This window comes from Serratia sp. D1N4, from assembly GCF_054552755.1.
The window spans coordinates 1,416,085-1,441,182 of sequence record NZ_CM137274.1 but is presented as its reverse complement, the minus strand read 5'-3'; the positions used below and the strand labels follow the sequence as shown (position 1 = coordinate 1,441,182).

Here is a 25,098-nt window from a genome sequence, read left to right as displayed (position 1 = left end):
GATTTCCCCTCACCCGCTCCTCTCTCTAAAGAGAGAACAAAACATTAGCCCATACGGTAGTTTGGTGACTCTTTGGTAATGGTCACGTCATGCACGTGGCTTTCTTGAATACCGGCACTGCTGATACGCACAAATTCAGCCTTGGTACGCAGTTCATCGATCGTGCCACAGCCGGTCAAGCCCATGCAGGAGCGCAGGCCGCCCATCTGCTGGTGCACGATGGCTTTCAGCATGCCTTTGTACGCCACGCGGCCTTCAATACCTTCAGGCACCAGTTTATCAGCGGCGTTATCGGTCTGGAAGTAACGGTCTGAAGAGCCTTTAGACATCGCGCCCAAGGAGCCCATGCCACGATAAGATTTGAACGAACGGCCCTGATACAGCTCGATTTCGCCCGGAGACTCTTCCGTTCCTGCCAGCATCGAACCCACCATTACGCAGGATGCACCAGCAGCAATCGCTTTGGCGATATCACCCGAGAAGCGGATGCCACCGTCGGCAATCACCGGGATCCCGGTGCCTTCCAGCGCTTCTACCGCATCGGCAATCGCGGTGATTTGCGGTACGCCAACGCCGGTTACGATACGGGTGGTGCAGATAGAACCTGGGCCGATACCTACTTTCACTGCACTGACACCGGCTTCCATCAAGGCTTTGGCGCCAGATGCGGTCGCCACGTTGCCGCCAAGGATTTGCAGATCCGGGTATTTGGCACGGGTTTCACGGATGCGCTGTAATACACCTTCGGAATGGCCGTGCGAGGAGTCGATCAGCAACACGTCAACACCGGCCGCCACCAGCGCATCAACGCGCTCTTCGTTACCGGCACCGGCACCTACCGCTGCACCAACGCGCAGGCGACCGTGTTCGTCTTTACAGGCGTTAGGTTTACGTTCAGCTTTCTGGAAATCTTTTACCGTGATCATGCCGATCAGGTGGAAACTATCATCCACCACCAGCGCTTTCTCAACGCGCTTTTCGTGCATTTTTTGCAACACAACTTCACGCGCTTCGCCTTCCTTGACGGTAACCAAACGCTCTTTCGGCGTCATCACCGCAGTGACTGGCTGGTTCAGATCGGTGACAAACCGCACGTCACGACCGGTTATGATCCCCACCAGTTCGTTGTCTTCGGCAACCACCGGGTAACCGGCAAAGCCGTTACGGGCGGTCAGTTCTTTCACTTCTGCCAGCGTGGTGCAAGGCGTGACGGTTTGTGGGTCCGTGACCACGCCGCTTTCATGTTTTTTCACGCGGCGGACTTCTTCCGCCTGGCGCTCGATAGACATATTTTTGTGAATGAAGCCCAAGCCGCCTTCCTGCGCCAGCGCAATGGCCAGGCCGGATTCGGTTACGGTATCCATGGCTGCGGACAGCATAGGGATATTCAGGCGGATAGATTTGGTCAGTTGGGTGCCAAGATCTGCGGTATTAGGCAGAACTGTGGAGTGGGCTGGAACCAGGAGAACGTCGTCAAACGTTAGAGCTTCTTTAGCGATACGTAGCATGGGCAATATCTCACCAAGGTGGATGCGGAAAGGATAAAATATTGCCGTGGCATTCTACAGGGCGTAATCGATTGCCTCCAGCACTTTCTCACAAAAACTCTTGATTACTTGTTCCGGCGCTGTAGTATCGACCAATTAAGTGCTTGTTTTGAAATTTGATCTGGGTCACATGTCGCTACCTACTTCACCGTCCATTTTTACCGTAAGCCGCCTGAATCAGACGGTTCGACAGCTGTTGGAAATGGAAATGGGGCAGATTTGGCTCTCTGCCGAGATCTCCAACTTCTCCCAACCCTCTTCCGGCCACTGGTATTTCACGCTGAAAGATGACCGTGCGCAGGTGCGTTGTGCGATGTTCCGCAACAGCAACCGCCGTACCACCTTCCGCCCGCAAAATGGCCAGCAGGTGTTGGTACGCGCCAGCATCACGCTGTATGAACCGCGTGGCGACTATCAGTTGATAGCCGAAAGCATGCAACCCGCCGGTGACGGCCTGTTGCAGCAGCAGTTCGAACAGTTGAAACAGCGCCTGGCAGATGAAGGGCTGTTCGATCAGCAGTTCAAGCAACCGCTCCCTAGCCCTGCCAAATGCGTCGGTGTGATCACTTCCGCCAGCGGCGCGGCGCTGCATGATATTCTGCAAGTACTACAACGGCGCGATCCTTCCCTGCCGATCGTGATTTATCCTACTTCTGTGCAAGGCGCAGAAGCGCCGTTGCAGATCGTCCGCGCCATCGAAACCGCTAACCGCCGTGATGAGTGTGATGTGCTGATCGTCGGCCGTGGCGGGGGTTCGCTGGAAGACTTGTGGAGCTTTAACGATGAACGCGTGGCGCGAGCAATCTTCGCCAGCCATATTCCGATCGTCAGCGCCGTCGGCCATGAAACCGACGTTACCATCGCCGACTTTGTCGCTGACCTGCGCGCGCCGACGCCTTCAGCCGCCGCCGAGCTGATCAGCCGCAACCAGCTTGAGCTGTTGCGTCAGTTGCAGTCGCAGCAGCAACGGCTGGAAATGGCGATGGACTATTATCTGGCACAGCGGCAACAGCAGTTCACCCGCATCAATCACCGCCTGCAACAACAGCACCCACATCTTCGTCTGGCACGGCAGCAAACGCTGTTATTCAAGCTACAGCGCCGCCTGGAAGAGGGTATGCAGCAGCAATTGCGCCTCTCCTCACGCCGCAGTGAACGCGTTCAGCAGCGTTTGGGCCAAGTTCAGCCAATGGGCCGAATCCACCGTTTGCAGCAGCGCCTGCAACAGCAAGAATACCGCTTGCAACAAGGGCTGGAACGTCAGCTCAATGGCTATCGTCAGCGTTTTGGCGTGGCTTGCAGCCAGTTGGAAGCCGTTAGCCCATTAGCTACCTTGGCGCGCGGCTATAGCGTGACACAAACGCCGCATGGCGAACTGTTGAAAACCACCAAGCAGGCGCACGTCGGGGAAATGCTGAAAACTCGCCTGCAAGATGGCTGGGTGGACAGCGAAGTGAAAACCATCACCGTAGCAAAGAAGCCGCGCAAGAAACGTGCGGCGGAATAGTACTCTCTCTACCGCAGGAGAGAGAGTCACCTACTCAAAACATTGCCATTTAACTCAACGCATAGCTATTGCAACGCACCCCATTTACCCACAGCTCACGGGTTTCACCAGCGGGCAGCGTGATATCCAACGTTTGCCAGGCTGGTTTAAAGTGCCCCTCGGTGGTGATGGTCAGCTCAATACGTGCATTGTCACTCACCGCCTGCCAGAGCAACCACAGCGCATTATCCTGCTGCCAGCCGTAGCTTTCACCATCGTCTTCAAACAACATCCCAGCAGAGCGCCCGCAGCCCTTGGTGGGGAATAGCTGCAATTCGCGGCGATCGTCTGCGGCAATGTCCACATGGCCCAAACGCTGCGACAATGGCAACGCAGCACCGGCGCGCACCAGCAGCGGCAGGCGCTCCAAGGGTGCATCCAGTACGATAGTTTGGCCACCGCTGTACCACTGGCCGCTGTAGAAGCAGTACCAGCCATCGCCGTTGTCTGGCAGATAAACCTCACGCTGACGCTGCCCCTGCTCTACCACGCTAGCTACCAGCAGATCGCGGCCAATCAGGAAATCATCGGTTTCCCGCCAGGTACGTTCATCATGCTCGTGATCGAGGAACGTTGGCCGCAGCATCGGCTCATCATCGGTACTCGCCAGCCATAGCAAGGTGTAGAAGTAAGGCATCAGGCGATAACGCAGATTGATTGCCTCACGGATCATCGACGTGGCGGCTGGATACATCCAGGGTTCATTGACGGTTGCGTCGTCGTTCCATGAATGGATGGTAAAGCGTGGATGCATCACACCGTTTTGCACCCAGCGCACAAACAGCTCGGCATCCGGTTTATCACCGGAAAAACCGCCGACGTCATGCCCGACGTTGAACAGCCCCGACAGGCTCATGCCCAATCCCATCCGCGTGTTGTAACGCAGAGTCTGCCAATTGGTGCGGTTATCACCGCTCCAGGTTTGCACATAGCGCTGCATGCCAGCACAGCCGGAGCGGGAGATCAGGTAAGGGCGCAAATGTGGCGCAAAACGCTGCTGTGCCTCCAGCGAGGCGCGCATCATCAGCAACGGCATCACCGGGCGGATATGCTTGATGGCAATCTGCTGACCAAAGCCGTGGCAGCGCGCTTCGCCGTCCCAGACTTCATATTCGTTGTTGTCATTCCAGGTAGCATCGATGCCCTTGACCAGCAGTTGCTCGGTAACGCCCTGCTGCCACCAGCGCACCGTGGCCGGGTTGGTGAAATCGAGGTGAGAACCTTCATCGTCCCAGAAACTCGAGCGTTCCGGGCTGTTGCTTTCCGAATCACGGATAAACAGCCCCTGCTCTGCCACCTGCTGATACTGCGGGTGATCCTGCAACAGGCAAGGCTTGATATTCGCCGCCAGCTTCAGCCCGGCATCGTGGAAAGCTTTACTGAGCTGTTCTGGCTGCGGCACCTTGTCATAGTTCCAGTTGAACACGTAACGTTTGTTGCCAATCGAGGTGTAACCGGAAGAGAGCTGGAACGAATCACAGGGAATATCGTGTTGCTTGCACAGTTGGATAAACTGCTGCAACTGCTGCTGCGCATCCGGTGCATCGGTGTAATGCATGGTGGAACCGCTGTAGCCCAGGCTCCACTTCGGCCCGAAATGCGTTTTACCGGTCAGGCGCACAAACGCCTTGGTCACATCCAGCACTTTCGGGCCGAGGAACAGGTAGTAATCCAGATCCCCCGCCTCGGCCTGATAGCGGCGGTAAGCCAAATGGTAGTTGTCGATCTCATTGCCGAGATCCAACCAGCAACTGCTCAAGTTGTCGTAAAACACCCCGAAGCTGACGTCTGCACGGCGCGTGATGGTAAATGGAATATGTTTGTAGAGCGGATCGGTGCTGGCAGCGTTATAACCCATCGCATCCAGATTACGCATCTCAAAACGGCGGCCGCTACGCTCCAGATCGCCAGCCTTTTCCCCTAAGCCATAGTAACACTCGCTGGCAAAGCGGCGCTGATAATGAGCCACCCCGTCGCCGTGCACGTTGAGCAGATAAGCACTGGTGGGGCGATCCGCCGCCAACGGCTGCCATTCACCCTCTGCATTACAATATTCCCACTCCAGCCACAGCGGTTGATGCACCGTCACGCGCAGTTGCGGGGTGGCTAACGTCAAACTTTCACCATGGCGCTGCAATTGGTAACCGGGCAGACAGAAACCCGCCACGCTGAGGCGATCCCGCCCTTCCCACGGAACATCCCCTTCCGGGGCAATACTCCAGGTGCGGTTCAACGCCAGCTCGCCATTACGTTTGATCAGCACGCGGAACAGCGAGTTTTCCAGGACGTAAAGGCAGAACAGGTGCCGCTCATCCACCAGCAACTCAATGTGATCGGCGTATTGCCCCGCCAATGTCCAATTCTTTAACGTTTTCATAGATATCCAGCTTAAACAGTAGGTGAAGGTTTCTTACCGCGTTCAGCGATCAGGCCAATCAGGAACATAGCGCCGATCAAATCGAAGAAGCCCATGGCGACGAACAGCGGGTTGAAGCCAACGGTGTCGGAAACCGCACCGATCAGCAGCGTAAACAGGAAGCTGGCGATCCAGGCGCTGGAGCCGCGCATGCCGTTAACCGTCGCCATCTGGTTTTTATCGAACGATTCCACCACCAGCGCGCTCAACATGCAGGAGATCACCTGATGACCAAAGCCGCCAACGGAGATCAAAGCAATGGCGATATAGGGATCTTTAGTGATCGCCACAAACGCCAGCGATACCATCATAAAAGCCCCGGTGACCGAACTTGCCACCACCGAGTTCACCCGTGAACAACCAAACCATTTGCGATACAGCGTGGTGAGATAGCCACTGGCAACGCTACCGATATCCGCCGCCAGGAACGGCAGCCAGGCAAACATGGCGATCTGCTTGAGGTCCATACCGCGCTCGGTAGCCAAATAAAGTGGAACCCAAAAACTGAATACCGCCCAGGCAGGCTCAGCCAGAAACGCCGGGATGGCGATACCGTAGAATTTTTTGTTTCTGCACAGGATCGCCAACGATTTGAAGAACGGCAGCTTTGGCAGCACCGGTTCGTTATCCTCGTGGATCAGATCAAATTCTTTCTGGCTCAGATTCGGGTGCTCTTTAGGCGAATGGTAAAACACCCACCACAGGACCACCCACACCAGCGCCAATGCGCCAGAGAACAAGAATGCCCCCTGCCAGCCAAAGGAAACGTGCGCAATGACGATGATCGGCGGGGCCAGCATCGCACCGATGGAAAACCCGACGCCCGCCCAACCTGCGGCAATCGGCCGTTCCTTTTTCGGGAACCAGTCGGAAATCGCTTTGGCGTTAGCCGGTGTGGCGGCAGCTTCCGCTCCCCCCATAAAGAAACGCAGGATCGCCAGTTGCAGCCAAGTGCCAGCCCCGGCGTGCATCATACAAACCACCGCCCAGATACTGGCGCAGATCAGAAAGCCCATCTTCAGGCCGATAACGTCAATCAACCAGCCGCAGATCGGCTGGAATACGGTATAAGCCAACTGGAACGAGGCCACCACCCAGGAATATTGTTCGGTGGTCATATTGAGGCTGGTTTTCAGTTCCGGTGCCAGAATCCCCAGTGAGTTACGGGTAATGTAGTTAACCGTCACCCCCAGCAGGAATAGCGCCAGCATCCACCAGCGTAACGATTTAAATTTACGGGCGCTGCTACGCGCGACAGTTTGTTCGATTTCTACGCTCATCTCGAATCTCCGTGGTGACGATGCACCTTTTTGGTAGAGCACATTTTGCTATCGAAGGTGTTAACAGCGAACTCTTGTGATAACGTTCACAAATACCACGTCACTGTTTTGACAACCCTATGATTTAATTTGTTTTACTTGTAATCCAGCCCAATAAATTGGCCTGATAAATCGATAAAATTGGTGTGCCAAAGCAGACTAACCAGTGAAGCGAGGGATCGAAATGACGTTTTTTGCAAAAATTTTCATCAGCAAGTTAAAATATCGCCATAATGGCAGCCGGAAGCCGCTGATAAGCCAGAAAATACTGTGAAAATATTCTCACGGGCGAATTTGAAGGAGATCACAGAATGAACGGAAAGCTGAGAATACAGGAAATTGCCCGCCAAACCGGCCTTTCCATCAGTACCGTTTCCCGCGTGTTGGCAGGGAAAGCCAATACCAGCCAAGCCGCACGACAACGGGTGTTGGAGTGTGCACAGCAGAACGGCATTCTGCAGGGCCTTTCCAGCGGTAGGCTGATGCTGAACAATGTGATGGTGTTTGCGCCACAGCGCGCCTTCGACGTGCGTACCGATATTTTCTATTACAAGGTGATTCAGGGGATCACCGCCGCACTGGCACAGCATGAAGTACGGATCCGTTACTGCGGGCTGGAAGAAATCCACAGTGACAGCGCACTGTTTATGGAAAAGATGAGCGATCCGCAAACCGAAGCGGCGCTGATTATCGGCATTGATGATGAGCATATCCATACGCTGGCGGCCGATCTGAATAAACCCTGCGTGCTGATAAACTGCACGGATCGCCAGATGCGGCTGGACAGCGTTTCACCCGATCATCAATTAATTGGTGAACACTCTGCCAACTATCTGTTCCAGCAAGGCCATAGCCGCATCCTCAACCTGCAATGCCTGCGCCGTAACACTATGGAGCTGCGTCTGGCCGGCATCCGACAAGCCTATGTGCGGCATAATATTCCCTTCGATGATGGTCAGCACCTGATCACCACCTCCGGTTTTGGCAGCCAAGAGGCCGAGCAGGCACTCACCACCTTTATCAACAGCATTGACGATCGTGCGCGCTTGCCAAGCGCCATCCTGATCGGCGGCGACTATATGGCCGTCGGAGCAGTAAACGCCCTGAAGAAATTGCAACTTAGCGTGCCAGGGGACATTTCGGTGATGAGCACCGACGGTTTTAATCTGGCGGAAATTCACGATGTGCCACTCACCTCGGTGCACGTACCGCGCGATGAATTGGGGATGGAAGCCATTGGGTTATTACAGCGCCGTATGCTGCGGCCGGATGCGCCACCGTGCAATATGCTGCTGTGCGGGCGGTTGGTGGTGCGGGCTTCGGTTAAGCGCCTCAGCCCCAATAAGGTGACACCGGCGGTAAGCACTCACGATCACCGTCTGTATGATGTATAAGCCTGGTGCTGTTAAAGCGGCTGATAGCTGAACTTGACGCGTTTTTTAGAAATCAGCCCGTGGCCGTGTTGGCACAGATAATCTACCGCGCCGCAGGCTTTCAACTCCTGCAATGGCTGCCCACAGTCGGGGCACGCGGCAAGCTGCCGGTAATCACTGTTACAGGTATCACAGTGATAGTGACCATTCACCCAGCTCATCGGCTGAGTACAGTTAGGGCAGGATGCGTCCATCTTTCCTCCAGGTTAAATCACGCCCCACGAGCGCAGGAGATAAATCCCCAACGCGGTGGTAAAAAATGAGCCTACGGTGGTGATGGCAATAATATTGGCAGCCAGCGTGGCATTGCCGCCCATCGCGCGGGTCATTACGTAACTGCCCGACGCCGTCGGCGTCGCCGAGAACAGGAAGATAATCCCCAGCGCCGCACCGTGGAAACCAAATAACCATCCCCCCAACGTCATCAGCATCGGCACCAAAAACAGCTTAGCGGATGACGCTAGCGCGGCGACGTTGGAAGAACGGAACATAGCCCGTAAATCGAGGCTGGCACCGGTACACAGCAGTGCCAACGGCAGCGAAAGCCCGGAGATATAACTGCCGGTCTGTTTGAACACCTGCGGTATCCCCAGCCCGGTTTGCGCATAGGCCAAGCCACTCAGCAAACCAATAATCAGTGGATTGGTGACGATGCTGCGCAGCAAGGACAGGTGCTTGATCTTCTTGCCCTCTCCGCCCTGCAAGCTGCGCGTCAGGGTAATCACCGACAGCACATTAAACAGGATCACCGTGACGGTCAGATACAGCGAGGCGATAGCCACGCCTTCATCACCATAGGCGGTCATCGCATAGGCCAGGCCAACGATCGCCGTGTTGGCACGGAAGCCGCCTTGCACAAACACGCCGCGTTCGCGGGGTTCTTTCACCAACCACTTAGCCGCGACCTCCAGCAATAAGAAGGTAACCAGAGTGCCCAACGCGCCATAAATCACCAGCGGAAAGTTATCCCGCAGTTGTGGATGATTGGTGGCAATGCTGAAAAACAACAGGCAGGGCAGAGCCAGGTTGAACACCAGCTTGCTGGCACCGTCGATAAAACGATCGTCCATCAGCCGTGTGTGACGCAGCAGAATACCCAGCAGCATCATCAGCAGATTCGGGACGGTGACGTTGAATGCAAAACTCCAGGTTTCCCAGGACATGATGTTCCTTCGCAGAGGCCAGTCGGGGCTAACATCGTTTACTTACGCATACCATGCCTAATCCCCTCACCCTAGCCCTCTCCCCGAGGGAAGGGATTGGTTACCACTAGACGTGCAGGATGGCAATAATACCGGGATAATAAAACGTTTTCAGGCAGATAAAAATAGGGCGCGGTATCAATACCACGCCCTGTTGCTGTTATTTCGATTTCTTCAGATGGCTCATCAAGCGCTTACGCTTACGCATCTGATTCGGGGTCAAGGTATTGCGTTTGCCAGCAAACGGGTTGTCCCCTTCTTTGAACTGAATGCGGATCGGCGTACCCATCACGTTCAGTGAACGACGGAAATAGTTCATCAGATAACGCTTGTACGAATCCGACAGATCGGCCACTTGGTTACCGTGGATCACCACGATTGGCGGGTTATAACCACCAGCATGAGCATATTTCAGCTTCACACGGCGGCCACGCACCAACGGCGGCTGATGGTCATCGGCGGCCATCTGCATGATCTTGGTGAGCATCGAGGTATTCACGCGGCGCGTTGAACAGTCGTAAGCTTCCAGTACCGATTCGAACAGGTTGCCAACGCCGCTGCCGTGCAGCGCAGAGATAAAGTGCACGCGGGCGAAATCGACGAAGCCCAGGCGCAGATCGAGCATCTCTTTCACGTGCTCACGATCTTCCTCGCTCATGCCATCCCACTTGTTGACCGCAATCACCAGTGAGCGCCCACTATTGAGGATAAAGCCTAGCAACGAGAGATCCTGATCGGAAATGCCTTCACGGGCGTCGATCACCAGCAGCACCACGTTAGCATCTTCAATTGCCTGCAACGTCTTGATTACCGAGAATTTCTCTACCGTCTCGGTGACTTTGCCACGCTTACGCACCCCGGCGGTATCAATCAGCACATATTCGCGCTCATCACGTACCATCGGAATATAAATGCTGTCACGGGTGGTGCCCGGCATGTCATACACCACCACGCGTTCCTCGCCGAGGATGCGGTTAGTCAGTGTTGACTTACCCACGTTAGGGCGGCCAACGATCGCCAGTTTGATCGGCAAGTCCTGCGGGTTGAAGTCATCTTCCGGCTCTTCGCCTTCGCCGTCTTGCGCCATTTCATCGTCTTGCGCCGCCCAATAAGCGGCGTTAGCCTCTTCTTCGGTCAGATCTGCTTCTTCTGGTTTTTCCGGCAGGAACGGCACCAGCACGTGTTCGATCAGCTGTGCGACACCGCGCCCGTGGGAAGCGGCGATCGCATACACTTCGCCCAGCCCCAGCGAATAGAAATCGGCGGTGGCGGTATCAGGATCCATACCGTCGGTTTTGTTGGCTACCAGGAAAGTGGCCTTCTGACGGCTGCGCAGATGCTGGGCAATGCCCTGATCGGCAGGCATCAACCCGGCACGGGCATCCACCATAAACAGAACAATGTCCGCTTCTTCAATCGCCAGCAGCGATTGGCCCGCCATACGGGTTTCTACACCGTCTTCCGTGCCGTCAATACCCCCGGTATCGACGATAATAAATTCGTTGCCCTCAACTTCAGCACGACCATACTTACGGTCTCGCGTTAGCCCGGGGAAATCCGCCACCAGCGCATCGCGCGTCTGTGTTAAACGGTTAAACAAGGTGGATTTACCCACATTCGGGCGCCCGACCAGCGCGACGACAGGTATCATGGTTGAAGCCTCATTACTTAATAATCAATGCGTAACCACGCAGCGCAATACACAGCGACAGCGTCGTTTTAAAAACACGAAACGGCCCCTGAACATCAGGAGCCGTTATCCCCTTACTCTTTCAAGCTGCGGTGCTGTTGGTAATACTCGCTTACCAGCTAGCCGCAACTTGAAATTTGTCGGGTAGACAAACCGGTACGTTAGCGGGTGAAAGCGTAAACTTTACCGCCACGCGCCTGGATCAGCAGCTTATCGCCAGCCACAATCGGTGCAGACAGGAAGCCGGAACTATCCACTTTCTGCTGAGCCACAAAACGGCCATCGGTCGTGTTGATCCAGTGCAGGTAACCTTCGGCATCCCCAACCACCAGATAGCCATTATACAATGCAGGTGCAGTCAAACCGCGGTGCAGTAGATCGCTTTGGCGCCACAGGCTGGCACCACCATCGGTATTCATTGCCACAACACGATCGTCCTGATCAACCAGGTAGATACGGCCAGCGTCAACGATGAAATCGTTCACTGAGCCCATCTCACGCTTCCACACGATCTGGCCAGAACGCAGATCCAGCGCCGTCAGGTTACCATTGTAACCCAATGCGTACACCACGTTATCAACAATCACCGGGGTGGTATCCACATCGTTCAGGCGATCGATTTCGGTCGCACCGCTCGGTTGGGTAACACGCTGTTGCCAGATCAACTGACCCTGCTGCATCAGCACGGCGCTGACGCGGCCGTTATCACCACCGACGATCGCTGCACCAAACGCGACAGCAGGCGCAGATTCACCACGCAGTGACAACGAAGGAATATCCAGGTTTACCGTCCACTTGATCGCACCATCAGACTCATTCAATGCCTGCAACTGGCCGTTAGTGGTATGGATCAGCACCATGCCGTCGGCAACAACCGGACGGGAAATGGCCTCACCCGCCACTTTGGTCTGCCAGGTCACTTTACCGTCTGAGGTATTCAGCGCATAAACGATCGCCTTCTCGCTGCCAACGTACACGTTAGAGCCAGAAACCGTCAGGCCGCCAGACAGCAGCGCAGGTTGGTTACTGGAGAAGAAACGGGTTTTTTCTGAAAGATCAACCGCCCACTTCTCTTTACCTTCCAGCAGATCCATCGCTTTCACGGTGCCACGGCGATCGGCCGCATATACGGTGCCGTCCTGGAACGCCGGGCGCAGGTGGGAATAGTATTCACCGACTCCATCACCGACCGACGTGCTCCACACTTTATTTGGCGTGAATTGATTTTCAACTGTTGGCAGCGGCGACATGGTAACCACGTCTTCTTCGCTGCTAAACAGCGAGCAACCACTCAGCAAGGCAACGGAAACCAGCCCGACCAAGAGTGTTTTACGCAATTGCATGGGAATTCCCCTTAGCTGGACAAGTTATTCAATTTCATGCGCATCAACCCTGCAAGCGCCTGAGAAGCATTAGATTCGATGCCTTTACTGTAAGCATCACGGGCACCTTTGGTATCGCCTTTGGCCAACAGTACGTCACCGCGTACGTCTTGCACCATGGCCAACCAACCGTCGCCCTTCACGCCATCCAGCGTTTTCAGCGCTTCATCCAGCTTTTTCTCCTGCAACTGAACACGCGCCAGACGCAGGTTAATCATCGCCAGCAGGCTTTCATCTTTGGCCTGGCTCTGCGCCATCACCAGTTGCTGTTCTGCTTTCGCGAAATCGTTTTGTTCAACAAAGTGCTTAGCCAACTGCAACGCTGCCAGTACGCCGTAGTTATTGCTGTTGGCTTGGATAAATTTTTCAGCCACAGCCACATCATCCGCTTTTCCGGCTGCAAGCTGTTCGCTGGCCTGTTGATAAGCATCCGAAGCCGCCATCATGTTGGCGTTTTGGTGGCTCTGCCAATAGCGCCAACCCAACAGGGCACCAATACCGAGCACAACGCCCACGGCTAATGCTTTACCGTTTTCGATAAAGAAATTACGCACGGCATCAAGTTGTTCGTTTTCAGTGGTATAGACTTCCACGGTGTCCTTCTCCTTAACCTAACATCAAGGCCAGACGCGTTGCGACTTCGCTTTGCGCCAGCGTTTCTTGTTCACCACTGCGCAGGTCTTTAACCACCACCTGCTGTGCCGCAACTTCATTTTCGCCTAGGATCAGGGCAATACGAGCGCCCCATTTGTCTGCCCGGGTGATCTGCCTCTTAAAGTTACCGCCACCATAGTTGGTCATTAATTTAATCTGCGGTGCTGCATCACGCACACTTTCTGCCAGTTGCATCGCGGCACTCTGCGCGCCTGCACCGGAAGAGATAACATAAACATCAATGGTAGCCGGAGCTTTGAAGTCTGGATTGACGGCCTGAACCAGCAACACCAGACGCTCCAACCCCATGGCAAAACCCACGGCAGGAGTAGCACGCCCGCCCAGTTGCTCAACCAGGCCGTCGTAACGGCCACCGGCACACACGGTGCCCTGCGCGCCGAGACTGGTGGTCACCCACTCAAAGACCGTGCGGTTATAATAATCCAGACCACGAACCAGACGTTCGTTGACGGTATATGGGATACCTGCCAGCGTCAAAAGTTCACATAAGCCATTGAAGTGCTCTCTGGATTCTTCATCCAGATGCTCAGAAAGGCGCGGCGCATCGTTCAGCAGGGCCTGCACTTCGGGATTTTTGGAGTCCAATACGCGCAGCGGGTTGCTGTACATGCGGCGTTTGCAGTCTTCGTCCAGCTTTTCCTGATGCTGTTCCAGGAAGGCGACCAGCGCATCACGGTAATTGGCACGCGCTTCTAACGAACCAATTGAGTTCAGTTCCAGTTGGACGTGCTCGGCAATACCCAAGGCTCTCCACCAGCGGGCGCTAAGCAGGATGAGCTCGGCATCAATATCCGGCCCTTGCAGGCCAAAGACTTCGGCACCTAACTGATGAAACTGGCGATAACGGCCTTTTTGTGGACGCTCATAGCGGAACATCGGGCCGATGTACCACAGACGCTGCTCTTGATTGTACAGCAGACCATGTTCGATACCGGCGCGCACGCAGCCAGCCGTCCCTTCCGGGCGCAGCGTCAGGCTTTCACCGTTGCGATCGTCAAAGGTATACATCTCTTTTTCTACGACATCGGTCACTTCACCAATGGCGCGTTTAAATAACGGGGTCTGCTCTACAATCGGCAACCGGATTTCGCTATAACCGTAGCCGCTCAGCACCTGTTTAAGAGTGCCTTCAATTCGCTGCCATAATGCCGTGTCTTCCGGCAGGTAATCGTTCATGCCGCGAATGGCTTGAATGTTTTTTGCCACGTGAGTTCTCTGTCCGTTTTATATAAAAATGAACCCGATTATAGGGACTTTGCCACCCACGGTTCAACGTGGATACGCTTTTAAGCCCACAGGGCTCATCAAAAAGCGGGCCTAAATGCCCGCCACACCGACTTCATTGCTTACTTTTCCAGCAAGTTGACTGCAATGCGCTTGGATTGATCCAGCATCGCCGCTTTGGCGCGAATCTTCGCTTCCAGTTGGTCAATCATCTGCTCGTTGTCAAAACGCTCTTTCTGACGCACGCCGTCTTCATAAAAACCGCTCTTATTATGCCCACCGGTCACGCCTAAGGTAGACACCAGCGCTTCCCCCGGCCCGTTCACCACGCAACCAATAATGGAAACATCCATCGGCGTGATGATATCTTCCAGGCGCTGTTCCAGCGCGTTGACGGTGCCAATCACGTCAAACTCCTGACGTGAACAGGTTGGGCAAGCGATAAAATTGATACCGCGCGCGCGGATGCGCAGCGACTTCAGGATATCAAAACCGACTTTCACTTCTTCTATCGGATCGGCGGCCAGCGAGATACGCAAGGTATCGCCAATGCCTTCCGACAGCAGCATGCCCAAGCCAATCGCCGACTTCACGGAACCGCTGCGTGCGCCACCGGCTTCGGTAATGCCCAGATGCAACGGTTGGTCAATACGGGAGGCTAACAAACGATAAGATTGCACCGCCAGGAAGACGTCAGACGCCTTTACGCTCACCTTAAACTGATCAAAGTTCAGACGATCGAGGATATCGACGTGGCGCATGGCCGATTCCAGCAGTGCTTCCGGCGTAGGTTCGCCGTACTTTTCCTGAATGTCTTTTTCCAGCGAACCGCCGTTAACACCAATGCGGATGGGGATATTTTTGTCGCGCGCGCAGTCAACCACCGAGCGGATACGGGATTCGTTACCAATGTTGCCAGGGTTGATGCGCAGGCAGTCAACGCCGTATTCGGCAACCTGCAACGCGATGCGGTAATCGAAATGAATATCGGCCACCAGCGGCACGTTAACCTGCTGCTTGATCAGCCGGAATGCTTCAGCGGCGTCCATGGTAGGAACGGAAACGCGGACGATGTCGACACCGACACGCTCCAACGCTTTGATTTGATTCACCGTTGCTGCAACATCGGTGGTGCGCGTGTTGGTCATCGACTGCACGGCAATCGGTGCGCCATCGCCAATAGGCACCTTGCCGACGTAAATACGTGTTGATTTGCGGCGGTTAATGGGTGCTTGGTTATGCATCACTTACTCTCCATTGTTGCTCTGACGTAACGACAATGGCCGCGCAATTACTGCGCGGCAACGGTCAGACGAGCAACACGGTTTGACTTAACAAACCGGCTTAAATCGACCGGCTTACCTTGATATTGAATCTGTACTGCGGCCGGTGCGCCAATGGTCAGTTTATACGGCGCGGTCCCAGCCAGGTTCAATCGGGTTCCCCCTTTCTGGATACCGCTGAACAAGCTTTTGCCCGTGGCATCCGTCACCTGCAACCAGCAGTCGGCGGAGAAATCCATCACCAATCCGTTAGTCTCTTCAACAGGTGCACCAACGGCAGCTTCACCGGTCGGTAACTGAGCCTGCGTAACAGGAGCCACCGGAGTGGCTGTAGGGATAGTCGCCTGACTTGGCGCTACAACAAGCTGCGGAGCCGTTTGTGCCACTGTAGCGGCCGGGGTCTGCTCAGGAGCTGGAGCAACTGCCGCATTATTGGTTACCGGAACTGTGCTATTTTCTGGCACAGTTCCGTTATCAACCGTAGAAGCAGCACCATCGTTAAAGGGAACCGGTTCACCATCATTATTATGCTGGGAAAGCTGGGCAGACGATTGGTCAGCCATGGTCGCAATCTCTTCCTGCTGCGCCTTGTGGTTTTGCCACCACCAGGCACCGGTCAGGCCAACGACCACAAACACGATCAACCAGGTAAAGCTCATCAACCAGCCATCACGCTTTTTACGGCGTTTGCCCAGTGAAAAGCTCTGCATCTGAGCCACTTTGGCCACTCTGGCAGGTGCCTGTTTTGCCAACATCGGCAACAGTTCATCTTCTGGTACATGTACTAGCTTGGCGTAGGAACGGATATAACCGCGCACGAAGGTCGAAGCCAGATCGGCAGAAAGCGTGTCACTTTCGATCTCGCGCACGGTAGACATTTTGAGACACAGGCGCTCTGCAACGGCCTGTTGACTCAGCCCGAGCTGTTCACGGGCCTGACGCAAACGTTGGCCTGTCGTCATAGATACGGTTTTATCTTGGGAGTCTTCAGTATTCATTAGCTAAGAACTGCTGGTACTGTTTGGATTGTGGAAAACTTCGCGCTAACTGCTTGCCATAACGTTGAACGCTATCCTGACGGCCTGCTAACGCGGCGAAACGAATCTGTAACCATAAGCTGTCGGCACTGGCCGGCAGAACATGTTGATAACTATCCAATAAAAGTTGCGACTGCGCGCGTTTCCCTTCTCCAAATTGCTTTTCTGCCTCCACTAACAGTGGAGCGCCCTTGTCCGGATCAATCTTCAGCGCACGCGACAATAACTTGCGTGCCTCGTCGTTTTGCCCGGCTTTGAGGAAACAGTAACCTGCATTTTCCAGACTGTCGGCAACCTGGCCGTAATCTTGCGCCAGTGCCGCAGCGCTAAACTGCTGTTGGGCCGGTACATACTGCCCTAAACTACAGAGAAACGCACCGTAATTATTCAGAACGGTGCCATTGGCAGGCGCAAGTTTGAGCGCTTGCTGATAACGCTGTTCAGCAGCGGCGTTATCACCGATCCGTTGAAGGTAGAGTGCCATACCCAGTTGGGTACGATAATCCTGTGGGGCGGCGTCTGCTGCTTTTTCCAGATTCTGTTTCGCGGCCTGCATATCACCTTGATTAAGATATTCCAGACCCAGTTGCAAACGCGTTTGACCCGCCGCCGGTTCACTTTTATCCGGCACCGAACTTGAGCAGCCCGCCAGCAAACCGGCTGCCAATAACACACCCCACAGTTTCAGCTTCATGCTTGCACTCATTCCTTATCTGATGTTACCCGATCGCCTGAAGGATTGCTGCTCACATAACAGGCTGTTAGATAACAAAAAAATCATGCTATAAGGGTCAGACCGCCCGTACGTTGATAGGTTCCCCGGCCATTCTCTTTTTCAGGGTACGCTTAGTACGATCGATCACTTCACCCGCCAACTGCCCACAGGCAGCATCTATGTCGTCGCCGCGGGTTTTACGAACAATAGTCGTAAAGCCGTATTCCATCAACACCTTGGAGAAACGGTCTACGCGGCTGTTGGAACTGCGGCCATAAGGCGCGCCTGGGAACGGGTTCCACGGGATCAGGTTGATCTTGCAAGGCGTATCTTTCAGCAGTTCCGCCAACTGATGCGCATCGTCGGTGCTGTCGTTGATGTGATCCAACATCACGTACTCAACGGTGACGCGCCCCTGATTGGCGTTGGATTTATCCAGGTAACGACGCACCGCAGCCAGGAAGGTTTCGATATTGTATTTACGGTTGATCGGTACGATCTCATCGCGGATCTTGTCGTTCGGTGCATGCAGCGAGATCGCCAGCGCTACGTCGATCATGTCACCGAGTTTATCCAATGCAGGAACTACACCAGAAGTAGATAGAGTCACACGGCGTTTTGACAGGCCAAAACCAAAGTCATCCAACATGATTTCCATCGCAGGAACCACGTTGTTCAGGTTGAGCAACGGCTCTCCCATCCCCATCATCACCACGTTGGTGATTGGGCGCTGGCCGGTGACTTTCATCGCGCCGAGGATTTTGGCCGCACGCCATACCTGGCCAATGATTTCCGACACGCGCAGGTTGCGGTTGAAGCCCTGCTGCGCGGTCGAACAGAATTTGCACTCCAGCGCGCAACCCACCTGTGAAGAAACGCACAACGTGGCGCGATCGCCGTCCGGGATATACACGGTCTCAACCTGCTGATCGCCGACTCTGATGGCCCACTTGATAGTGCCATCAGTCGAACGCTGCTCTTCCGCTACTTCCGGCGCACGAATTTCAGCGACGCTGTGCAACTTGTTGCGCAGAACCTTGTTGATGTCGGTCATCTGCTCGAAATCGTCACAGCAGTAGTGGTACATCCACTTCATTACCTGATCGGCACGGAACGGTTTCTCCCCCATATTGGCGAAAAACTCGCGCATTTGCTGACGGTTCAAATCCAGCAGGTTAATTTTGGCCGCAGCCGGTTGTTCCGTTTGAACGGCAGAATCAGTTAATGAATTATTTTCAGACGCGATGGGTTCTAACATAATGATCTCTTGGCCTCGTTGTTACACGTTATGGCTCGAAAGAATGGAAAGTAAGTGTGTCATTCAGGCCGCAAAGAGAGGCGCTAAAAACACGCCCCAGATAAGTGGCTTACCTGGGGCGCGGCATTGTACAAATTTTGGTAGCAGGTTTCCACGCTTGAACGGCTTTCGCGGCATTTTTATTGTATCTACCGGTAAATAGCCTGCTTCAGCAGGAAAACAGCCGCCATTAACGTGGGCAGATTTCGCTTTCGTTGAAGAAGTAGGCGATTTCACGCTGGGCAGATTCTACTGCGTCAGAACCGTGCACCGCGTTAGCGGTGAAGCTGTCGGCATAATCGGCACGCAGGGTACCCGCCAGCGCGTTGTCTGGGTTGGTTGCGCCCATGATGTCACGGTTACGCTGTACGGCATTTTCTGCTTCCAGCACCTGAACCACGATCGGGCCAGAAGTCATGAACTCAACCAGACCGTCGAAGAAAGGACGGCCTTTGTGCTCAGCGTAGAAGCCTTCGGCTTGTTCGCGAGTCAGGCGCAGCATTTTGGAAGCGATGATTTTGAAACCCGCGCGCTCGAAACGAGCATAGATTGCGCCGATGTCATTGTTAGCTACTGCGTTTGGTTTAATGATGGAAAAGGTACGTTCTACGGTCATGGTGGCCTCTGTATGATCCAAAACAGGCCGGACAAAATTGGAGTGCCGGCCTTCTCAAGTGGCGCAGATTATATGTGTGCCGTTAACGCTTGCCTACGGGAAAATCAACATTTCATTAAAAAAAACCTCTCAATTCCCTATGTTCTGTGACGGAGCTTCTTACCTCGGCCAACGATCTCCCCAAGGGGATGCTTATTGCGTTGTATCCGTCGAAGGAATGAGATTACGCAACCAACTGCCCCAGCGGCGCTGATAGAATGGCTGCGTATGGGTAATCAGATAGTGGCTGACGCCACGCTCCTTTTCAGACACCAGGCAAAAATCGACCGGATCGTCATTCGGGGCGGTGGCGCTGGCAACGCTGCCCGCTTCATTGATCAGGTCATCAATCTCAGCCGGTTCGCCATCCACCTCCAGGCCGATCAACAGATTGGGTTTCTCATCCACCGCCCGATCGTGCATCAGCGCCAGAAACGCTCGGCGTACCGGTTTACGTTGGCTAAACAATGTAGTTAACGCATCCACCATCGCCGAAGGATAGGTTTCAGGCTGGCCCAGCAGGATTTGGCTGTCTTTATCGACGTAGTGTTCCGCCGGTTTCACGACCCCGCCGGTGGCTAACAGCATGGCGATCTCATCCGGGAAAAACTCTTTACCGTATTCCGCTTTCGGGTTGAGGAACAGCTCAGCGCCCTGAGTGATTTCAAACAGCACGCGTGCTGGCATAGCGATAAAGGGTTGTTCATCTTCCACCGCTTTTTGCAGCGTTGCCAGCGAGGAGAAGAACGGTACAACGCTGCTGCCATCCTGCTTTTCCCAATGCAGAATATTCACCGGGGTCTCGGCATTCAGCGTGATGTCACCTTGCTGTTGCACCTGCTCGCTGTCGCCCAGAATGTAAACCGTCGAATCCAGCAACACGCGGAAAAATGCCGGGCGATGTGCCGGTTCCGATACCGCCAGTTTCAGAAGGCGCTCAAGTTCATTTTCGCCCGGAACGGCATCGTCATCATGGTGGTGGGAACTCATTGCTTACTCCAATGTATTAAGGGTTCAGCATGCTGAACCCTTAGGGAAAACGTCATTTTAAAACCAGGCAATTATTTGGCTTTACTCAGCAACAGATTAGCCAGCGTGCGCACGCCCAGGCCGGTGGCACCGGCAGACCACTGCTCGACAGCACCTTTGCGGTAGGTGGCGGAGCAATCGATATGCAACCAACCTTTCTGGTAGTTCTTCACGAAGTGTGACAGGAAGGCAGCTGCGGTACTGGCCCCCGCGCTATGCGCCGCACCGGCTACGTTATTCAGTTCAGCAAAGTTCGATGGCAACTGGCTGCGGTGGAATTCTGCCAGCGGCAGGCGCCAGAAGGGTTCATGTTCATCGTCAGCGCTGGCTAACAGTTCTTGCGCCAAAGCGTCATCAAAACTGAACAGGGCGTGATAATCATTACCCAGCGCCGTTTTTGCCGCACCGGTCAAGGTAGCGCAATCGATAATCAGTTCTGGGTTCTGCGCACTGGCATCGATCAGACCATCGGCCAGCACCAGCCGCCCTTCGGCATCGGTATTCATCACTTCAACGGTTTTGCCATTGCGGTAGCGGATGATATCACCCAGCTTGAACGCGTTGCCGCTAACCATATTATCTGCGCAACACAGGAACAGTTTCACACGCTGTTTCAGGCCACGAGCCGCCGCCAGCGCCAGCGCACCGGTGATCGTCGCCGCACCACCCATATCGGATTTCATCGAATCCATAAATGCGCTTTGCTTCAGGCTGTAACCACCGGAGTCAAAAGTAATGCCTTTGCCTACCAGGCAGGCAAACACAGGAGCATCTGGATTGCCGGTTGGGTTGAAATCCAGCGCCAGCAGCACCGGCGAACGATCGGAACCGCGGCCAACGGTGTGGATACCGGCATAGTTTTGTTCGCGCAGATCTTCGCCCTTGGTGATGCGGTAGTTGACCGCAGCACCGCCAACGTCACACATCAGATCGACCGCGCGAGTCGCCAGTTGCTCTGGCCCGAGTTCTTCTGCTGGCAGATTGATGGTGTCACGCACCCAGTCGACGATCTTCAGGCGTTGATCCAGTTCGTTACGCTCTGCTGCTGGCAATTCAGCCCATTCAACGCTGCGTTGGCCTTTTGGCCCACGGAATCCTTGCCAGAAGGCCCAGCTTTGTTCCAGGCCCCAGCCCTCACCGGCCAGTTTCACTTTTTTGATGCCCTGGCCGTCAATCTTGCGCGCGGCACGCTGGATCGCGCCCAGTTTGCCATGACCGGTCAGATGGATAGTCATGCCGTCGTTGTTGGTACTCAGCAGTGCTTTTTCACCCCAGCGCGCATCGGCGGCGTCGTGGGACAGCGTGATCTGCATGATTTCAGTTGTCATAGACTTACTCCAGTGCGGATTATTCTTTTATTAATCGTATTGGATACAATATAAACGGGCCGCCAATGGCAGCCCGTTACACTATTTATTCCGCTTCATCTAACCAGACCAGCAGGATCGCTTCCAGTATTTTTTCGTTGGAAGCCTGTGGGTCATCATCGAATTCTTCCAGATCGCAGATCCATTGGTGCATATCGGTAAAACGCACGGTTTTCGGATCGGTATCCGGGAATTGATCGTACAGGGCTTCGCCGATTTCGCGGCTGTCGGTCCACTTTAGTCCCATGATTATCTCCAGCAGTAATTAATACTCAATATACCCTTCATACTTCAAGTTGCTTGGGTGTTGGCTGCACTCTTTCACCCTGGTCACATAGTTCACTATGCTCCCAGGGATTATGAGCCTCATAAATGAGTCTCACCCTGCGGGTCAGCGCAAGCGCTGTTCAAGTCGGCCTCTGACCGACTTGTCATTCGTTTGCCGCCTATAAGCAACTCGAATTATTTTGGGTATAGACTGTAAACCAAAGGATAAATTAATGTTCGCGCGCGTGGTTAACGGTATAGCGCGGCATCTCGACCACCAGATCTTCATCGGTGACCCGCGCCTGGCAACTCAGGCGACTTTCAGGTTCCAGCCCCCAGGCTTTGTCCAGCATGTCATCTTCCAGCTCGCTGCTTTCGTCCAGCGAATCAAACCCTTCACGCACGATGCAGTGGCAGGTGGTACAGGCACAGGATTTCTCGCAGGCGTGTTCGATTTCAATTCCGTTACGCAGCGCGACGTCGAGGATGGTTTCCCCTTTTTTCGCTTCCAGCACTGCTCCCTCTGGGCATAAATCTTGATGGGGCAGAAAAACAATTTTTGGCATGGTTAAACCTCATCCACAGAATGGCCAGCCAGCGCGCGGCGAATGGAGGCATCCATGCGGCGCGCGGCAAAATCTTGGGTTGTTGCATCAACTGCTTTTATGGCGGCTTCGATCGCCGCAGGATCGGTGCCCTGCATCGTCTGCTGTAGGTTTTCTACCGCAGTATTGATTGCCTGACTTTCTTCATCGCTCAGCAGTGCGGCATCGCTCGCCAAAGCCCCTTGCAGGCTTTCCAGCACGCGTGAAGCATCAACCCGCTGTTCAGCCAGCATGCGCGCGCCGATATCGCCTTGTGCGTTAGCCATGGAGTCTTTGATCATGTTGGCAATTTCGGCATCAGAAAGCCCATAAGAGGGCTTCACCTGAATAGAGGCCTCAACGCCGGTGGATTTTTCCATCGCCGTCACGCTCAGCAGGCCATCGGCATCTACCTGGAAGGTGACACGAATATGCGCCCCGCCCGCAGGCAACGGCGGCAAACCACGCAGCGTGAAACGTGCTAAAGAGCGGCAATCTGGCACCAGTTCGCGTTCCCCTTGCAGCACGTGGATCATCATCGCATTCTGGCCGTCTTTGAAGGTGGTGAACTCTTGCGCACGCGCCACAGGAATGGTGGTGTTACGCGGGATCACTTTTTCCACCAGGCCGCCCATGGTTTCCAGGCCGAGCGACAGTGGGATCACATCCAGCAGCAGCATTTCGCTGTCCGGCTTGTTACCTACCAGAATGTCCGCTTGGATCGCAGCGCCGATGGCCACCACTTTATCGGGATCGATGGAGGTCAGCGGCGTGCGGCCAAAAAACTCGCCCACCTGCTCACGCACCAGCGGCACGCGGGTAGAACCGCCAACCATCACCACTTCCAGCACCTCGTCGGCACTGACGGCAGCATCTTTCAGCGTACGGCGGCAGGCCAGCAGGGTGCGTTTTACCAAGGCAGCGATCAGTGATTCGAATTGTTCACGGGTCACTTCGCCTTGCCAGCCAGCAACCTCAACCTGGGTGCTTGACGCATCACTCAGGGCGATTTTGGTAGCGATCGCCGCATCCAGCAGTTGGCGCTGCACGCCGTGATCGTGGCGTGAGGCGACACCAGCTTGCTCACGCAGCCAATCGGCCAGCAGATGATCGAAATCATCGCCACCCAGCGCGGAATCACCGCCGGTCGCCAGCACTTCAAACACGCCACGGCTGAGGCGCAGAATGGAAATATCAAAGGTGCCGCCACCCAGATCGTAAACGGCAATCACCCCTTCCTGGCCCGAGTCTAACCCATAGGCGATCGCCGCGGCGGTGGGCTCATTCAGCAGGCGCAACACGTGCAGACCAGCCAGACGCGCGGCGTCTTTGGTGCCCTGGCGCTGTGCATCGTCGAAATAAGCCGGAACGGTGATCACCACACCATCGAGTTCGCCTTCTAATGCGGCGGTGGCCCGTGCAGAAAGTGCCTTGAGGATATCGGCAGACACCCCGACCGGGTTAACCAGGCCAGCGGCCGTCATCATCATCGGCAGGCCATTATCGCTGGCCTGAAACTGATACGGCAAGTTTGGATAGCGTTGCTGCACATCGGCCAGAGAACGGCCCATCATGCGTTTGATCGAACTGATGGTATTAGCCGGGTCCTGTGCTGCCTGTGCGCGTGCGGCCCAGCCTACATGATGTTCTTCGGCCTGATAATGCACGACCGAAGGCAGCAGCTCGCGCCCCTGCTCGTCGGCCAGCGTTTCCGCCTGCCCGCTGCGCACGGTAGCAACCAGCGAATTGGTGGTGCCTAAATCGATCCCGGCAGCCAGACGGCGCTGGTGTGGCGCGGCGCTGAGACCAGGTTCACTAATTTGTAATAAGGCCATGTTAGGGCTTCCACAATCAAAATGTATTACTCAAAACCCAGCAATTTTTCTTCGAGTTGTTCAACTTGCTGCTGAAGTTTGTCCAAAAAACGTAATTTACGCACGGTGTCCGCGGCTTGCGGCCACTGCTGGCTATCCAGTTCCTGCACCATCTGTGCACTACGCTGCTTAAATGTATTGTTCAGGCGCGCAGCAAAAGCGGCAAGCGCGCTTTCTGCATCGGGCTTGCGCTCAATGGCATCCAGCTCTTCACGCAGTTCCAACTGTTCCATCAGGAACGCGGTGTCACGCATAGTGTGTTGCTCGTTACGCAAATCAAAACCGTGCAAAGATAACATATACTCCGCGCGTTTTAACGGGTGCTTCAGCGACTGATAGGCTTCATTGATAGTGGCTGCCTGCTGCAACGCCATCAGGCGTTCACGTTCAGGCTGGAGAGCATGGCGATCGGGGTGAAATTGGCGCTGCAAATCCTGATAGCGCGAGGTAAGCAAGCTGCCGTCCACGTTATAGCGAACCGGTAGCCCGAATAAAGTAAAGTAATCCATAGCGTGCTCTGGGCGTTATCGTGATGGTTAAGGTTCCCCCGCGTATT

General features: G+C 54.7%; 22 protein-coding genes. 2 read left to right on the top strand and 20 right to left on the bottom strand.

The features are described from left to right. Nucleotides 1-44: 44 nt before the first annotated feature. A complete protein-coding gene (gene guaB / locus ACX1CU_RS06205) occupies nucleotides 45-1,508 on the bottom strand; it encodes an IMP dehydrogenase (protein ID WP_459401722.1) in 1,464 nt (487 codons plus the stop codon). 169 nt (nucleotides 1,509-1,677) lie between these two features. Between guaB and xseA the strand changes: the two genes are divergently transcribed. After that, nucleotides 1,678-3,054: an exodeoxyribonuclease VII large subunit gene (gene xseA, locus ACX1CU_RS06200; protein WP_459401721.1), complete on the top strand. Its 1,377-nt coding sequence runs from the start codon at nucleotides 1,678-1,680 to the stop codon at nucleotides 3,052-3,054. A 49-nt stretch (nucleotides 3,055-3,103) separates the two neighbouring features. On the opposite strand, the gene ACX1CU_RS06195 is transcribed toward xseA, so the two are convergent. After that, nucleotides 3,104-5,470, bottom strand: a complete 2,367-nt coding sequence (locus tag ACX1CU_RS06195; RefSeq protein ID WP_459401720.1) for a glycoside hydrolase family 31 protein — start codon at nucleotides 5,468-5,470, stop codon at nucleotides 3,104-3,106. An 11-nt stretch (nucleotides 5,471-5,481) separates the two neighbouring features. Then, complete coding sequence (locus tag ACX1CU_RS06190; RefSeq protein WP_459401719.1) at nucleotides 5,482-6,789, bottom strand: MFS transporter; 1,308 nt, start codon at nucleotides 6,787-6,789, stop codon at nucleotides 5,482-5,484. 350 nt (nucleotides 6,790-7,139) lie between these two features. On the opposite strand from ACX1CU_RS06190, the gene ACX1CU_RS06185 reads away from it, so the two are divergent. Next, a complete protein-coding gene (locus ACX1CU_RS06185) occupies nucleotides 7,140-8,222 on the top strand; it encodes a LacI family DNA-binding transcriptional regulator (RefSeq protein WP_459401718.1) in 1,083 nt (360 codons plus the stop codon). Nucleotides 8,223-8,233: 11 nt separating this feature from the next. Here ACX1CU_RS06185 and ACX1CU_RS06180 read toward each other — a convergent pair whose 3' ends face one another. The 17 genes from ACX1CU_RS06180 to hscB all read right to left on the bottom strand — a co-directional run bounded on the left by ACX1CU_RS06180 (nucleotide 8,234) and on the right by hscB (nucleotide 25,051). Further along, nucleotides 8,234-8,455, bottom strand: a complete 222-nt coding sequence (locus ACX1CU_RS06180; protein WP_459401717.1) for a zinc ribbon domain-containing protein — start codon at nucleotides 8,453-8,455, stop codon at nucleotides 8,234-8,236. Nucleotides 8,456-8,467: 12 nt separating this feature from the next. Then, nucleotides 8,468-9,424 carry an AEC family transporter gene (locus ACX1CU_RS06175; RefSeq protein WP_459401716.1) on the bottom strand — a complete coding sequence of 319 codons (957 nt, stop codon included), beginning with the start codon at nucleotides 9,422-9,424 and terminating at the stop codon, nucleotides 8,468-8,470. Nucleotides 9,425-9,623: 199 nt separating this feature from the next. Next, the gene (der, locus tag ACX1CU_RS06170) at nucleotides 9,624-11,114 is read right to left on the bottom strand and encodes a ribosome biogenesis GTPase Der (RefSeq protein ID WP_459401715.1); all 1,491 of its coding nucleotides are present in this window, start codon (nucleotides 11,112-11,114) and stop codon (nucleotides 9,624-9,626) included. 200 nt (nucleotides 11,115-11,314) lie between these two features. Further along, complete coding sequence (gene bamB / locus ACX1CU_RS06165) at nucleotides 11,315-12,496, bottom strand: outer membrane protein assembly factor BamB (RefSeq protein ID WP_459401714.1); 1,182 nt, start codon at nucleotides 12,494-12,496, stop codon at nucleotides 11,315-11,317. 11 nt (nucleotides 12,497-12,507) lie between these two features. Continuing rightward, a complete protein-coding gene (locus ACX1CU_RS06160; protein ID WP_459401713.1) occupies nucleotides 12,508-13,128 on the bottom strand; it encodes a YfgM family protein in 621 nt (206 codons plus the stop codon). 13 nt (nucleotides 13,129-13,141) lie between these two features. Further along, complete coding sequence (gene hisS / locus ACX1CU_RS06155) at nucleotides 13,142-14,416, bottom strand: histidine--tRNA ligase (RefSeq protein WP_459401712.1); 1,275 nt, start codon at nucleotides 14,414-14,416, stop codon at nucleotides 13,142-13,144. 140 nt (nucleotides 14,417-14,556) lie between these two features. Then, nucleotides 14,557-15,678, bottom strand: coding sequence for a flavodoxin-dependent (E)-4-hydroxy-3-methylbut-2-enyl-diphosphate synthase (ispG, locus tag ACX1CU_RS06150; protein ID WP_459401711.1), 1,122 nt, complete (start codon nucleotides 15,676-15,678; stop codon nucleotides 14,557-14,559). A gap of 47 nt (nucleotides 15,679-15,725) precedes the next feature. Beyond that, nucleotides 15,726-16,715 (bottom strand): cytoskeleton protein RodZ, encoded by a 990-nt coding sequence (gene rodZ / locus ACX1CU_RS06145; RefSeq protein WP_459401710.1) that lies wholly within the window; start codon nucleotides 16,713-16,715, stop codon nucleotides 15,726-15,728. Further along, nucleotides 16,705-17,448 (bottom strand): type IV pilus biogenesis/stability protein PilW, encoded by a 744-nt coding sequence (gene pilW / locus ACX1CU_RS06140; protein WP_459401709.1) that lies wholly within the window; start codon nucleotides 17,446-17,448, stop codon nucleotides 16,705-16,707. The genes rodZ and pilW overlap by 11 nt, the downstream gene beginning before the upstream one ends. Before the next feature lie 97 nt (nucleotides 17,449-17,545). Beyond that, entirely contained in the window at nucleotides 17,546-18,727 is a 1,182-nt protein-coding gene (locus tag ACX1CU_RS06135) for a bifunctional tRNA (adenosine(37)-C2)-methyltransferase TrmG/ribosomal RNA large subunit methyltransferase RlmN (RefSeq protein ID WP_459401708.1), read from the bottom strand. 229 nt (nucleotides 18,728-18,956) lie between these two features. Then, nucleotides 18,957-19,382: a nucleoside-diphosphate kinase gene (ndk, locus tag ACX1CU_RS06130; protein ID WP_004952077.1), complete on the bottom strand. Its 426-nt coding sequence runs from the start codon at nucleotides 19,380-19,382 to the stop codon at nucleotides 18,957-18,959. 192 nt (nucleotides 19,383-19,574) lie between these two features. Beyond that, complete coding sequence (gene sseB, locus ACX1CU_RS06125) at nucleotides 19,575-20,411, bottom strand: enhanced serine sensitivity protein SseB (RefSeq protein WP_459401707.1); 837 nt, start codon at nucleotides 20,409-20,411, stop codon at nucleotides 19,575-19,577. Between the two features lie 71 nt (nucleotides 20,412-20,482). Continuing rightward, nucleotides 20,483-21,778, bottom strand: coding sequence for an aminopeptidase PepB (pepB, locus tag ACX1CU_RS06120; RefSeq protein WP_459401706.1), 1,296 nt, complete (start codon nucleotides 21,776-21,778; stop codon nucleotides 20,483-20,485). A gap of 85 nt (nucleotides 21,779-21,863) precedes the next feature. Then, nucleotides 21,864-22,064: a Fe-S cluster assembly protein IscX gene (gene iscX / locus ACX1CU_RS06115; RefSeq protein ID WP_459401705.1), complete on the bottom strand. Its 201-nt coding sequence runs from the start codon at nucleotides 22,062-22,064 to the stop codon at nucleotides 21,864-21,866. 250 nt (nucleotides 22,065-22,314) lie between these two features. Continuing rightward, nucleotides 22,315-22,650 carry an ISC system 2Fe-2S type ferredoxin gene (fdx, locus tag ACX1CU_RS06110; protein WP_459401704.1) on the bottom strand — a complete coding sequence of 112 codons (336 nt, stop codon included), beginning with the start codon at nucleotides 22,648-22,650 and terminating at the stop codon, nucleotides 22,315-22,317. Nucleotides 22,651-22,652: 2 nt separating this feature from the next. Further along, complete coding sequence (hscA, locus tag ACX1CU_RS06105) at nucleotides 22,653-24,503, bottom strand: Fe-S protein assembly chaperone HscA (protein ID WP_459401703.1); 1,851 nt, start codon at nucleotides 24,501-24,503, stop codon at nucleotides 22,653-22,655. Nucleotides 24,504-24,529: 26 nt separating this feature from the next. Further along, a complete protein-coding gene (gene hscB / locus ACX1CU_RS06100) occupies nucleotides 24,530-25,051 on the bottom strand; it encodes a co-chaperone HscB (RefSeq protein WP_459401702.1) in 522 nt (173 codons plus the stop codon). Nucleotides 25,052-25,098: the final 47 nt, after the last annotated feature.